The sequence below is a fragment of the Myroides phaeus genome (assembly GCF_900099675.1).
Classification (GTDB): Bacteria; Bacteroidota; Bacteroidia; order Flavobacteriales; family Flavobacteriaceae; genus Flavobacterium; species Flavobacterium phaeum.
Genome location: NZ_FNDQ01000038.1, coordinates 1 through 14,516, shown reverse-complemented (window position 1 = coordinate 14,516; position 14,516 = coordinate 1). Strand labels below are relative to the sequence as shown.

General features: G+C 31.5%; 10 protein-coding genes. 8 read left to right on the top strand and 2 right to left on the bottom strand.

The window, feature by feature from the left end; genetic code table 11:
* Nucleotides 1-59 precede the first annotated feature (59 nt).
* From BLT46_RS12675 to BLT46_RS12665, 3 genes are all read left to right on the top strand, one after another.
* Nucleotides 60-1,235, top strand: coding sequence for a cytochrome-c peroxidase (locus BLT46_RS12675; RefSeq protein WP_176770754.1), 1,176 nt, complete (start codon nucleotides 60-62; stop codon nucleotides 1,233-1,235).
* A gap of 316 nt (nucleotides 1,236-1,551) precedes the next feature.
* Nucleotides 1,552-3,339: a nuclease-related domain-containing DEAD/DEAH box helicase gene (locus tag BLT46_RS12670; RefSeq protein WP_090410486.1), complete on the top strand. Its 1,788-nt coding sequence runs from the start codon at nucleotides 1,552-1,554 to the stop codon at nucleotides 3,337-3,339.
* A gap of 13 nt (nucleotides 3,340-3,352) precedes the next feature.
* The gene (locus tag BLT46_RS12665; RefSeq protein WP_090410485.1) at nucleotides 3,353-3,793 is read left to right on the top strand and encodes an FKBP-type peptidyl-prolyl cis-trans isomerase; all 441 of its coding nucleotides are present in this window, start codon (nucleotides 3,353-3,355) and stop codon (nucleotides 3,791-3,793) included.
* Nucleotides 3,794-3,959: 166 nt separating this feature from the next.
* Here the strand turns inward: BLT46_RS12665 and BLT46_RS12660 are convergent, their stop codons facing one another.
* On the bottom strand, nucleotides 3,960-4,847 hold the full coding sequence (locus tag BLT46_RS12660) for a helix-turn-helix domain-containing protein (RefSeq protein WP_090410484.1): 888 nt from the start codon (nucleotides 4,845-4,847) through the stop codon (nucleotides 3,960-3,962).
* A gap of 574 nt (nucleotides 4,848-5,421) precedes the next feature.
* On the opposite strand from BLT46_RS12660, the gene brnQ reads away from it, so the two are divergent.
* The gene (brnQ, locus tag BLT46_RS12655) at nucleotides 5,422-6,744 is read left to right on the top strand and encodes a branched-chain amino acid transport system II carrier protein (RefSeq protein WP_090410483.1); all 1,323 of its coding nucleotides are present in this window, start codon (nucleotides 5,422-5,424) and stop codon (nucleotides 6,742-6,744) included.
* 43 nt (nucleotides 6,745-6,787) lie between these two features.
* Here brnQ and BLT46_RS12650 read toward each other — a convergent pair whose 3' ends face one another.
* Nucleotides 6,788-7,726 (bottom strand): MBL fold metallo-hydrolase, encoded by a 939-nt coding sequence (locus BLT46_RS12650; protein ID WP_090410482.1) that lies wholly within the window; start codon nucleotides 7,724-7,726, stop codon nucleotides 6,788-6,790.
* A gap of 616 nt (nucleotides 7,727-8,342) precedes the next feature.
* Between BLT46_RS12650 and aspA the strand changes: the two genes are divergently transcribed.
* The 4 genes from aspA to BLT46_RS12630 all read left to right on the top strand — a co-directional run bounded on the left by aspA (nucleotide 8,343) and on the right by BLT46_RS12630 (nucleotide 13,506).
* A complete protein-coding gene (gene aspA / locus BLT46_RS12645) occupies nucleotides 8,343-9,752 on the top strand; it encodes an aspartate ammonia-lyase (protein WP_090410481.1) in 1,410 nt (469 codons plus the stop codon).
* Between the two features lie 20 nt (nucleotides 9,753-9,772).
* Nucleotides 9,773-10,837 (top strand): type II asparaginase, encoded by a 1,065-nt coding sequence (locus tag BLT46_RS12640; protein ID WP_090410480.1) that lies wholly within the window; start codon nucleotides 9,773-9,775, stop codon nucleotides 10,835-10,837.
* 115 nt (nucleotides 10,838-10,952) lie between these two features.
* The gene (locus BLT46_RS12635; protein ID WP_090410479.1) at nucleotides 10,953-12,299 is read left to right on the top strand and encodes an anaerobic C4-dicarboxylate transporter family protein; all 1,347 of its coding nucleotides are present in this window, start codon (nucleotides 10,953-10,955) and stop codon (nucleotides 12,297-12,299) included.
* Between the two features lie 34 nt (nucleotides 12,300-12,333).
* Entirely contained in the window at nucleotides 12,334-13,506 is a 1,173-nt protein-coding gene (locus BLT46_RS12630; protein ID WP_090410478.1) for a porin, read from the top strand.
* Nucleotides 13,507-14,516 lie beyond the last annotated feature (1,010 nt).

Sequence of the window (14,516 nt, the reverse complement as noted above, 5' to 3'; positions counted from 1 at the left end):
TCGCATTAATTTAAATGGAATGAGCCCGGTAGAATACCGAGCTCATTATATTAAAAAGATTGCATAACTTCGTCCAACTTTTTGGGGTCAGTCCAAAGGTAGTTTTTTTATTATCTGGTGTTTTGGCTTTTGGTTTGGTTGGTTTTAATACTATTGTTGAGAAGTTGGTGGGAAGCGATGATCCTGCTTATTTGGCGATTATAGACAGTTATAAAAAACCAATAGCACAATGGCCTAAGCCTATTATTGATGAGGGAGTAAAATGGGAGGAGTTGAGTAGTATTAAGCGCGATTCTACTTTTTTTGAAGTGCAAGATAAAGCTGAGGTAGTTCTTGGGAAACTTTTGTTTTTTGATCCAAAGTTGTCTAAGTCTAATCAGATTTCGTGTAGCACTTGCCATGATCCTGAATTGGGGTGGACAGATAGACGAATGGTGGCTTTAGGACATGATCATTTAAAAGGACCAAGAAATACACCATCTTTGTACAATATAGCAGAGAGAGCTTCTTTTTTTTGGGATGGTAGAGCTTCTTCTTTAGAAGAACAGGCAGCAGGACCTTTAAGTGCGCATAATGAAATGGCAATTGATATTGTTGATTTACCTGTTAAATTACAAAAAATTGAAGGCTATAAAACATATTTTGAAAAGGCTTTTGGTGATAGTGAAATTACATATAATAGAATAGTAGGTGCAATTGCTTCATTTCAGCGTACTATAAAGAGTCAGCCAAGTCGTTTTGATGCTTTTGTAGAGGGGAAGTATAATGCATTGACTGAGCAAGAAGTTTATGGTTTACATATTTTTCGTACAAAGGGCAGATGTATGAATTGTCATAATGGAAAGTATTTTACAGATGAAGATTTTCATAATATTGGATTGACTTATTATAAGCGTCAATATCAAGATTTAGGAAGATATGAAATTACAATGAATCCAGATGATGTAGGTAAGTTTAAAACACAAGGATTGAGAGATTTATTATTGACAAGGCCTTGGATGCATAATGGATTATTTGATGATCTGGAGGGGATTGTAAATATGTACAATAGTGGTATGAAAATGATTAATCCTACAGTAGAAAAGAAATTAGCTGATCCTTTATATCCTGTTACTGATTCATTAATGAAACCATTAGAATTAAATAAGGAAGAGATTAAAGCATTGGTTGCGTTTCTTGAATCTTTGTCAGGAAGTAAATATAAAATGAGACGTCCTGTTTTTCCAATAGAGTAAGAGAAATAAAGAAAATAAAAAGGCAATTCTATAGTTTAGTATTGCCTTTTTTTGTTGAGTGGGATTATGAAAAGGTAGTTTTGTAATTGATTCTTTACAATTTGCTGAAATAAGAAGTGAAAGCTAATTTCATGGTCTGTATTTTATTGCTTGTATATGTAGAAAAAATGTACCTTTTTTACTGGTTACATGAATTGAGAAAGTATTCGGATTATTTATTGTGCGATTTATGGAATATTGAAAAGTTTATCTGTTTTTAGGAGGTATGAGCTAAAATCTTTTGGTAAATTAGTGAGATTTGAAAAACTAAAAAATTATGCCTTTAAAAATATATCCAGAATATCCGTTGGACGAGTTAGAACAATTGGTCATTAATGGTGTTAAAGTACCTTTTGGTGAATTTTTGGTATATAGAGATATTGTTGAGTCCCTTTCCAAAAGTAAGTATGATTGGTATGTTTGGTACAGTATGAAATTGCCTTTTCACGATAATAGTAATGTAAAACGAGCAAAAGCTGATGCTGAGCTCGATTTTATTATTGTGTCAGAATTTGGTGTGATCGTTTTAGAAGTAAAGGGAGGAAATATATTTGTAGATCAAGGGAGATTTTGCTTTAAAGATGGAAGAAGAAAGAAATGGTTAAATCAGAATCCTTTTGAACAAGTTAAAGGGTACAAGTATACCTTGATGAATAAGGTTTTTCCAAACTTTAAACACGTACAGTTTTGTGAAGCTGTATCGTTTCCTACGACTAAGATTGCAATTGAAAATACAATTTATGATTCTCAATTGATTTATAGTGATTTTACGAAAAAGGATAGGTATAAGAATATTGAGAAATTCTTTTTACATATTTATGAATATACAAAGAATAGATTAGAAAGTATTCATCCTATTCGATTTTCAAAACTTACTAAAGCAGAAATTGCAACGATTATAAATACGTTTAACCCTGTTGTACAGGATACAAACTTGTTTCAAACGTATGATTCTTTAGAGTGGTTAAAAGAGAGGAATTTAGAGATACTGTATTCGCTTTCAGAGAATCCTCGTTTGATGATTGAAGGAGCTCCAGGTACAGGAAAGACTACAATGGCAATGGCTTATGCTGAAATGCAAGTAGGTCGTAAGGGAATTTATTTGTGTTGGAATGCATTATTGTGTACTTATAATGCTCAACGTTTTAAGGCTTTGAATGTAAATATTGACTGTATTACAATGACACAGTTTATAGTTGATAATTTGCCAGGTATAAAGGAAAGTGAGTTATATTATTTAGAACCTGCTAAATTTGCGGTTTTTATAAAAGAAACTATTGATTTTCTTCAAAGTGAAGATAAGTTGCCTAATTATGATTATATGATTATTGATGAGGCTCAAGATTTGTTTGATAGGAATTTACATTTAATGATGCATAAGCTTTGTGGAGATCACAATGGTATGAAACAAGGTAATATTATTTTGTTGTATGATTTGGATCAAAGTTTCTCGCTTTTTGGACGTGATGTTTCGGATTATGCTTATTTTATGAAAGAATATTTTACGCATTTTAAATTACACAAGGTAAGACGTAGTGCTCAGAAAACTCAAATTCGTCAAATAGCTGAACATATTCAAGCGCATCCAGAAGAATGGGATGATGTAGTGCATCATAAGGAATATGATGAAATTGATTTGCGCTCATTCCAAACTCGTGAGCAATTACAAGAGGCAATGGAAGTTTTGATTAGAAATATTAATGATCCTAAGTCGTCTTTGAAAGCTGAAGATGTGATCGTTCTTGTACAGAGTAAAGTTTGGCAACGTAGAAATAACGTTGCAGACTTAATTCTTGAATTGGGGATGGAGGAGTTGACTACTGCTAACTTAACATTAAAGCCGACTAAATTGCAGTATACAACAGCTGTAAAGTTTAAAGGATTGGAGCGAAAGAATGTAATTTTGATTGTCGATAAACCAAATAAATTAACTCCTTATGAGTGGTATATTGGTTGTACACGGGCAATTGAAAATTTGTGTATTTGGCAGTTACATACTTATCAAGAGCATGAATTAATAGAAGGAAAATATCAATTGAAAAAGGCAGAGGGAAGTAAGAAATAATTGAATTTAATATATGGGAGTTGCTGAGTTATTAAAAAAGCGAAAAGAAGAGTTAGCGAATCGAAATCTTTTAGAAGGTGAAAAGTTTTTAAAAGAGTTTTCAAAATTGGAGAATGTGGTTGTATTGCCAGAAGGGATTGCATATCAAGTTCTTTCTTTAGGGACTGGCGAATTTATTAAGTTAGAAGATAAGTTTGAGTGTCATTATGAAGGAGTAAATGTTAATGGTGATGTTTTTGATAGCTCTATTCTAAAAGGTAAACCTGCTGTATTTAAGTTGAATAAGCTGATTAAAGCTTATCAAATAGTTGTCCCTAAATTGCCAATTGGTACAAAATTCAAAATGGTAACTCCTGCGGAATATGCTTATAAGGAAGAGCACATAAGTAAAGAGATAGGACCTAATAGTACATTGATATTTGAAGTGGAATTACTGAGAGCTGTAACAGAATAAAGGGTATATAAGCTGTACCTAAAAGTGGTAGATGAATGTTTTAAAATTTGTGTATTTCGTTAAAGCTAATAGTTAGAGTAAAAACAGAAAAAGAGGATGCCCCAAAAGGTTATCCTCTTTTATTTTTTTAGATTGTACAGGAAATATAATGATGATTTGAAATTATTTATGATATAATTTTGTGTGTTTTTCTAAATTGATTAGGTGTAAGACCTGTTTCCTTTTTAAAGGATGCTGAAAAGTAACCTGGACTCTGAAAGCCTAATGTAAATGCTATTTCACTTATTGACCATTCAGTGTAATGTAACAAGTTTTTAGATTCTGATATAATGCGATCTTTAATGCATTGTGATGTAGATATGTTTAAAGATTGATTAACTGTATAATTTAAATAGTTTATGTGAACATTTAATTTATCTGCAAAATATGATGGTTTATTAGCTTGTAATTTTAGACCGTTTTTAGTCACTGGAAATTGCATTTCTAATAAATCTAAAAAATTTTGACAAACACGTCCTTTGTTGGTGTTTTCTCTGTCCCAAGTTTGAATTGGCTGGATTTTATAGTTTTTGTAGATAAGTAATTCTATTAATCTTTTGATTTGTTCGCTTTGAGAAGGAAAACAGCTATCAAGTTCTTCTTCTATTTTTTCAACAATTATTCTAACGAATTCTTCGTGCTTTTCGTTTAAGAGTAATAAAGGGAAACTTTTTACAGAATTGTTAAGTTTGTAAAGTAAATGATTATTAAGTCCTAGTAAGCTTTTTTCAAAAAAGACTGATATAACACTCGGTTGCTGTATTTTTAATTTTATTTCTTTTGAAGCACTTGGAATAGAAAAGAATAAACAAGGTTTATTGATTTCTTTTGTGGTATATCCATTGTAATAACTTGCTTCTTCTTTGATGTATGAAATAGCATATAGATTACTATTTTCAATAGGTAACGTCAGCATCTCATCTATAGAATGCTTGATAATATAAATATTATTTTTCATCGGCCAATTATTAAATTGGTTTTCTCCATTATGGTGATGTATTTTCTTATTTAGCATTATAACGATAAGTTTTATTTGTGATATAAATATTGCTTGATTATGTAAAAGTAAATAATGTTATATTTTTTATTGTTGTTTATTTCGTGTTATTTATTGTCTTTTTTGTTATATATGTTTATTAAGTGTTGTTTTTTGTGTTTTTTTGTATTTATTTGTATTTATTTGTATTTATTATGTAGTATTGTTAATTTGTTTTTATGGTGCTTTAAATAATTTATTTAGCTAATAATGTATTTTTATAATTGGAGCAATATTTTATTTTGAGAATATTCCTGTAACCTAATAGATAATAATAGTTTTATACAAGTAGTATTAGCAATTATTGAGAACATTAGCTTAGGTTTGTTAATAAAAAAAATAGGTGTTTTTTATTATTTGAGTTATAAAGCAGTTAGAAAATGAACAGATTGATTTGGGGTAATTACAATTTTTAGGGATTTTTTTTATATATTGTGCACCTAAAATAAATTTTTAGTTTAAAAAATGTAGAATTTACAGGTAAAGTTTTACTTTTTATAAGCTGTTTTATTTTCTTTTAGCGACTTACGAATAGAATACAAATTAAATTACAATGAAAATAAAATCAGCATTAGATGCCTTAATAATAGGTTTTGCCTTGTTTGCAATGTTCTTTGGAGCAGGGAATATTATTTTGCCACCAATTATCGGTTTATTAAGTGGAGGGGATTGGGATTTCGCTGTTTCTGGCTTTTCAATTACTGCTATTTTAGCCCCTTTTTTAGGAATTATTGCAGTATTGATTTCAGGTGACGAGTTTACAGATTTAGGAAAGAGAATTAATAGTTTGTTAGGTTGGATATTGGCTACTGCTATTATTTTAAGTATTGGACCTCTTGTTGCTATTCCTCGGACAGCTGCAACAACTTATGAAATTGGGGTTTTAGCTATTTGGCCCAATTTTAGCCCTATTGTATCATCGATTATTTTCTTTGCTATAACTTTGGTACTATCTATTTCTCCTTCAAAGGTTGTTAATATTATTGGTTCTTATTTAACTCCTTTATTGTTGTTACTTTTAGTATCAATGGTTGTTTTGGGGATTATTAACCCTATAGATACAACTGCTTTGGTTGAGAGAAGTAATGATGATGCTTTTAGACTTGGTTTTTCTGAGGGGTATCAAACTATGGATGTGTTAGCGTCTGTAATTTATGCTGGTATTATTATATCTGCTGTAAAATCAAAAGGTTATGTGAAATTGGAAGAAAAGACTAAAGTTACTTTTATGGCTGGGTCTGTTGCAATTTTTTGTTTGTTATTTATTTATGGAGGCTTGGTTTATTTAGGAGCTACTTCTGGTTATCCAATGGGAGAACATTTAAAGAGAACAGAGTTATTGTTGCATATTTCAAATGGTGTTTTAGGAACACAAGGAACTTTTGCTTTGTCCTTATGTATAGGGTTAGCTTGTTTAACTACTGCTATTGCTTTAGTTTGCGCTACAGGAACTTTCTTTAGCCAATTGACAAGAGGGTTTCTTAGTTATCGATTAGTGGTAACAATTACGTGTGTTTCTTCTGCAATTTTAGCTGTAAATGGGGTGGATAGTATTATTGATTATGCTGCACCTTTTTTAGGTATTATATATCCAATAACATTGACTTTAATTATTTATATGGTGGCTTTTGGAAAAAGAGTTAAGCGTAGAGCGCCTTTTGTAGGTGCTATTATAACTACTGCAATTGTTGCGTTAATTCAGTTTAGTTCTTTTTTATCACTGAAGTATGATTTTGTTGAATTTTCTGAAAAGACAAACAATTTTATTAAATGGTTACCGATGAGTAGTTATGATGTTCCTTGGTTAGTTCCTTCTTTTATTGCTTTTACTTTGGTCTTCGTATTAGATAAATTGTTATTCAAGCAAACAACATAGTATAATAACAAAAAAAACACTTCAATTTGAAGTGTTTTTTTTGTTATAGAGGTATTTTAATCCCTTGTGTTGGAAAAATATAGTTAAGATTAAATAGATTGCCTTCTGTTAATTCTTGTTTTATTTGTTCTATTTGCTTGCCACTTGGTTTTAAATGGGTAACAACTATATTTAAGTTTTCTAAAGCCTGCTTACCTGTGTATTTTGATAAATTACCAATTTCTTCAATAAGTAAATTTGGAGTTAAATGTCCATAAAGTTTATCTTCTGGTTGGCTATTACTAAATGATACTTCTATCATTATCGTTTGTAGATTTTTATTTATTATAAGAGGGGCTATATATTCCCAAATCGTGTTTAAGTGATTTGTTTTCTCTACTCTATCTGCTCCTGTATCTCCAAAGTATAGAATGTATTCATCATTATTTCGAACTAGTATTGCCGAACTTTTTTGTGGATTAACGTGGCTTAATTCAAAAACTTCTGCTGTTAATGGGGTATCGTTTATATTGAAAGGTACAACTGGTTTTACTCTGTTATATGTATAACGAGCGATTATAGGGGAATCACCTTCATTTCCAAAGTTTGACCAAGATGCATTTGTGAAGTAATTGTTTTTGAAAATATCAATTACAAAAGGTAATGCATAAATTGGTTTGTGACTGTCTTCAGGTGAGTTTATAATTAGTCCTGATAGATGGTCTAAATGGCCATGTGAAATAAAATATCCTTTGATATAATCTTTTAGTATTGTTTCATTGGTAGCGTTAAAAGTTTTATTTTCAATAGCTTTGTTTATACCGCTGCGTATTGTGCCAGCATCTAACGAAAGATAGCTGTTTGTGTTTTCTACTCCAATTAAATAAGAAGATAGGTTACTTTCATCTCCTCCTCCATATACTCCTAAGGGAATGATCTCTAATTTTTGAGCAAATAATGTCGTTGTACTTATGAAAAGTAAGGCTATGATTGATTTTTTCATTTCTGAATGTTTTCAACAAAACTACTGTATTTATTGTTATGAAGTAATTTGAAAAACAAATATATTACTTGGTAATGATATAGATTAATTCTGAGTTTAAAGAGTCTTATTTTTAGATTATTTAATAGAAAGTGTATGAATTTATTTAATTGACAATGTTTTAGTAGTCTATGTTTATGGTATTGTAGAGCTTATTTTTACGATTGATAGTTGTTGAATGAGTTGTATTTTTCGCTTTAGCCCAAATAAAATGCTTATTATACAGTTTTATCTGTTTTTTTTTATTGAATATTTTTTACAATTCTAATGTTATTGGGCAATCTTGTATTGAGATGATTTTTTGTAAAGTCGTTAAAAGAAGTGGAATGTAGATGATAGTTAGTAAATACTTGTAGAAATGAGTTGATTTGTCTGCTTTTTATTGTAATATCATAATAATAGTTATGAGGTGTTTTTATTAATATACGACTATATTAACTATTAAAATATGGTAATTTATCAGCTTTATTGTGTTATTTTCAATGCAACTTTGCAATGTAGTATGGAATATATATAGTGGGGGCTAGTAAAAGTTTTTTAATTACAAATAAAATGTAATGAATTAAAATTTTTATATATGAAAAATACAAGAAAAGAGCATGACTTCTTAGGTGAATTAGATATTCCTAATGAATTGTATTATGGTATTCAAACTTTTCGCGCTGTAGAAAACTTTAATATTACTGGTATTACTTTACGCCACGAGCCTAAACTTATTAAAGCGTTAGGGTGGGTTAAAAAAGCAGCAGCTTTAGCTAATCGCGATTGTGGTGTATTAAATGATAAGATTTGTGAGGCAATTTCTTATGCTTGTGATGAGGTAATAGCGGGAAAATATGATGATCAATTTGTTAGTGACTTTATTCAAGGTGGTGCAGGTACTTCTGTAAATATGAATGCTAATGAGGTTATTGCAAATATTGCTTTAGAGTATTTGGGGCATGAAAAAGGACAATATGATTTTGTTCATCCTAATAATCATGTAAATTGTTCTCAATCTACTAATGATGCTTATCCTTCCGCTTTCCGTATCGCTTTATATCTTAAAATAGATGATTTCTGTATAGCACTTGAAAAACTTCAAAGTGCATTTCAACTTAAAGGTAAAGAATTTGATAGAGTCCTTAAAATGGGACGTACACAATTACAGGATGCTGTTCCAATGACTTTAGGACAAGAGTTTTCTGCTTATGCTACTACTATTGGCGAGGATTTACTTAGACTAAGAGAGGTGCAGAAATTAGTTTTAGAGGTAAATATGGGGGCAACTGCTATTGGTACGAAAGTAAATGCTCCTGAAGGATATCCAGAGTTGTGTGTGAATTATTTGGCTAAAGAAACAAGTTTACAGCTTTCGTTATCTCCTGATTTGATTGAAGCTACAAGTGACACAGGGGCTTATGTACAAATTATGGGAACTCTTAAACGTGCTGCTGTGAAAATTTCTAAAATTTGTAATGATTTACGTTTGTTAAGTTCGGGTCCTCGTACAGGGTATAACGAAATTAATCTTCCTGCTCGTCAGCCTGGTTCTTCTATAATGCCTGGAAAAGTAAATCCAGTTATACCTGAAGTGGTTAATCAAACGTGCTTTTATGTTATTGGGCAAGATCTTACTGTGACTATGGCTGCTGAAGCTGGTCAGCTAGAGTTGAATGTAATGGAGCCTGTAATTGGTTTTGCAATGTTTACTTCTTTGGATTATTTAAAAAATGCTATAGAAACTTTAGTTGATAAGTGTGTAATTGGAATTACTGCTAATGAAGAACATTGTGCTAATCTTGTAATGAATAGTATTGGTATTGTTACTCAATTAAACCCAATTTTGGGATATGAAGCTTCTGCAAGTGTTGCTGGCGAGGCATTAACTTCAGGAAAAAACATTCATGAAATTGTAGTTTTGGAACGTAAATTGATTTCTCAAGAGAAATGGGATGAAATTTATTCTCTTGAAAATTTAATCCATCCGAAACTAATTAATTCTTAATTTATTTAAACAATTATATTATGAAAAAAGTATTAACCTTAGTAGTTGGAATTCTACTAACTTTTCAAGTTCAAGCACAGTCTAAAAACGTTGAAAAAAACACGCAACCAAGAGTAATTATTTTAGCAACTGGTGGTACAATTGCTGGGGCAGGTGAGTCTTCTACCAAAGCAGCTTATACAGCAGGACAGATTGGGGTTGAAAACCTTGTAAATGCTGTTCCTCAAATGAAAAACTTTGCACAAGTTAAAGGTGAACAGATTGCTCAAATTGGTAGCCAGGATATGAATATCGAAACTTGGCTAAAGTTGAGTAATCGTATTAATGAAATTTTTGAAAAGAATGAAGCTGATGGTGTAGTGATTACTCACGGAACTGATACTCAGGAGGAAACTGCTTATTTTTTAGAGTTGACTGTTAAGTCTGATAAGCCTGTTGTGTTAGTTGGGGCAATGAGACCAGCTACTGCAATGAGCCAAGATGGTAATAGAAACTTATTGGATGCTGTAATGGTTGCTTCATCGCCAAATAGTAAAGGTGTGGGGGTTGTTACTGCAATGAATGAAGCTGTATTTGCTGCAAGAGATGTGACGAAAACAGTTACTACAAATATGGCTACTTTTCAGTCAAGAAATTTTGGACCAATCGGTTTAATTTATGATGGTAAAGTTAGTTACTACTATAAAACTTTGAGATCTCCTGAACAAAAATTTGATATTAAAGGATTGAAAACTTTACCTGAGGTTGAAGTTGTTTATGGGTATGCGGATGCTAATCCAAGAGCTGTGAAAGCTGCAACGAAAGATGGTGTAGCTGGAATTGTATATGCAGGTATGGGGAATGGAAACTTTAATGCTCCTGTGGGTGAGGCTTTAGAGGCTGCGTCTAAACAAGGAATTATTGTATGTAGAGCTGCAAGAGCTGGTGCTGGACGTGTAACATTGTTTAATGAGGTGGATGATCAAGCGTTAGGTTTTATTGTATCTGATGATTTAAGTCCACAGAAAGCAAGAATTTTATTGATGTTAGCTTTAACTCAAACGAAAGATCGTCAGGCTATCCAAGATATGTTTTTTAAATATTAAAATATGACTCAGTAAGAGAATAGGTTATAAAGGAGCGGAATACTTAATAGTATTTATAAACGCTCCTTTTTTATACCTATCCTAATATAGTAGTGTTAATTAAAATAGGATAGTTATGTTGTTATTACAGTTTATAATCCTAATCGCAATGATTCTTATAGGGTCACAAATGAAAGGAATTGGATTAGGGGTGATGGGAATGGTCGGATTAATGATTTTTGTTTTCATTTTTGGAATGAGGCCTGGAGATCCTCCAATTGATGTTATGCTTGTTATTATGGCTATTGTTTCTACTGCTGCAACGCTACAAGCTTGTGGTGGTTTAGATTACTTAGTTAGATTGGCAGAGAAAGTTATTCGTAGTAATCCTTCTAATATTATTTTTATTGCTCCTTTTACAGTTTATTTCTTTTGCTTATTTGCAGGTACTGCCCATCTTTTATATTCGCTTTTGCCTATTATTTCAGAGGTAGCAGCAAAAAAAAGAATTAGACCTGAAAGACCTTTAAGTATCTCTGTTATTGCTTCTCATTTAGCTATCACCGGAAGTCCAATGAGTGCGGCTACTGCAGCTTTTGCAGGTGCAAGTATATTGGCTTATCCTGGGGCTTTGATAGATATTATGAAAATCTGTATTCCAGCTTGTTTAATAGGAATCTTGTTTGGATGCTTTGCTGTCTTGAAAAAAGGTAAAGAACTAGAGGATGATCCTATTTTTCAAGAAAAAATGAAGGATCCTGAGTTTGCAAAAAGCTTGGATTCAAATGAAGTGGGACCTCAGAAATCTTTGAAAAAAGGAGCTAAGTCTTCTGTTGTTGTTTTTGCTATAGCTGTATTGTTGATTGTTGTAGCTGGGGCTTTCCCTCAGATATTACCACAGTTTGAACCAGGGGTTGCTAATTTAGTTCTAAAAGCAAATGGTGAATTACAAATGGTTGCTGTGATTAGTATTATTACGCTTACGGCATCTGCAATAATGATGATTATTACTAAAACAAGTGCTGTTGATGTAACTAAGGTGAGTTTGTTTGGATCAATGGCTACTGCAGTTGTATCTGTTTTTGGAGTTGTTTGGATGAGTGCAACTTTTATGGCGCATAATAAAATTGCTATTAACGGATATATGGAAAGTATTGTTACTGCTTATCCTTGGACTTTTGCTATAGCTGTTTTTGTTCTTGGGGCTTTAATGTTTAGTCAAGCTGCTACTACAAAAACAATGATGCCTTTAGGAATGGCTTTAGGTGTTTCTAACCCTGCTTTGATAGCTATTTTTCCTGCTGTGAATGCTGATTTTGTTTTACCGGGATATCCTACTTTACTTGCGGCTATTAATTTTGATAGAACGGGAAGTACAAAAATTGGAAAGTTTGTGGTTAACCACAGTTTTATGGTGCCTGGCTTAGTTGCAATTATTGTTGCTGTGGCGGCTGGATTTGCTTTAGGTGCTGTCTTATTATAAATACACTTTTTATAACCAAATAAAAAATATAATTATGAAAAAATCTTTATTTTTTCTTTTGATTTTGATGCAATCGGGAATGTTTGCACAGAGTCAGCAAACGAGTAGTGATACTATTTCAAAACCAATTATTTCAGTTGGTAAACAAAGTTTGCTAAATAATGTTGATGTAATCATGAATATGCGTTTTGCATATGATACGTATTTTCAAGATGGAACGCATACAAATTCAGAGTTTAATAATAACCAAGTTAGACTTGAAATAAAAGGTAAAATCCATGATAAAGTGTATTTTAGATTTCGTGATAGATATACTAAGGATCCTAATGTTGGGTCTCGTGATCATATTAGTAGGGGGACTGATTTAGCGTTTATTGGTGTAGAATTATCTCCGAAAACTCAATTGAATCTTGGTAAGATGAGTGCAGATTGGGGTGGTTTTGAGTTCGATTTAAATCCAATTGATATTTTGGAATATAATGATATTTTAGAGTATGCTGATAATTTCTTGACGGGTGCGGGTATTACACACCAAGTTTCTCCTAATCATGGATTTGGCTTACAAGTATTAAATTCGCGTACTCAAAATTTTGAGGATTTATATAATGGAACGTTGCCGGAGCATATTGAAAAATCAAAAATGCACCTTGCTTATATTGGTACTTGGAGAGGTAGTTTCTTTGATGGTAAGTTAGAAACATTATATAGTTATAGTTATTTTCAAGAGGCAAAGAATAAAGCGATGAATTATTATGCTTTAGGACATAAATACCAAAATAATAATTTGACTTTGATGTATGATTTTAAATATAGCCATGAAGCTATTGATCGTAAAGGTATTGTTACTGGGTTATTGGAAAGTCAAAGTGATTATACTGCTCAAAGTGTTTCTTATATGGAAAACTGGTTAAGAATGGAGTATTTGGTTGCGCCAAAGGTGAATTTATCAATGACTTTAATGGCGAGTAATGCTTATGGAAAGGATGTAAAGGCTGATAATAGCGGAACAGATTTATTACGTACAAGTTATGGGTTTATTCCTTCTGTTCAATATCTGCCTTTTAAAGATATGAATATTAGATTTTTTGTTTCTTATGTTGGACGTTATTATAATTATTCAAGTTATGCTAAAGATAATTTAGGACTTGAGAATTATAATACAGGACGATTGAGTGTTGGATTTATTGCGCCTTTATTGATTTTGTAATTACTAAGAAATTTACACTCTTTAATATTTTAAAAAACGCTTAGCTTTTGCTAAGCGTTTTTTGTATTTGGTACTTTCTCTTTTTTGAATTATAGTAAATAATCTTATTGTCTTATTTCTCTTATTTATTGAGTGAAAATTATAGATTAAGGAATTGGCAACAGGTATTTATTTAATGAATATTGATGCTGCAGGGGAGAAGGTGAGGTTTAAATTAGCTAAGAAATAAGCGATATTACATAATATGAAAAAATAAAAAGGCCACTTAACACAAGCGTTAAGTGGCCTTTTTGTTTGGCGTTAGTACAGGATCTCTTGCTTGGGTTTATGAAGTTAATTGTTACAAATGGCTAATAATCTGATGATTATTAGTAGTGAAAAAGTTTTTTACGAAGTTCTAATAAGAGCTTTTTTATATGTTTTATGCTCTGAATAGCTTGTAAACATTGGTCTTAGATAGTATTTATTACTATCTCATACGGTATTAAGTCGTAATTAGTTCGCGAAAAAGGCCTTTAGGTGAGGTAATTACGACTTATTTGCGGCTTATTTGCGACTAAATGTCATTTGAAACCCTTTCAATCCCTTTGTTTGTAAGGGTTTGCGGAGATTTGAGTACAAAAGTGGGACAGCGTTTATAGTGCATATGATGTCATTTGATAACAAATGATAGCAAAATAACCGCTTTATAATACCTGTAGAAGTAATATAGGTAACTTTGTACTATATATAAGGAGAGTAATAAGAATGCATATATATAATGAGGAATAACTTTAATAAAGAAGTCCAGACCTATTTGAACCAATAAAAACAAAAAGAAAAAAAAACTTTCAGAGGTAAGAGGCAACATAACAACACGTTATAAAAAACCTTACAAAAAAGGAGTTGTAAAGTTTGGAAATAGCCAAAAAGATACTACTTTTGCATCCGCATTACAGCAGACGATCATACACAAATAGTGAAAGAGTAAAGATAAAAAAGTAACGTTATTTCGCTTTGAAAAAAATAAG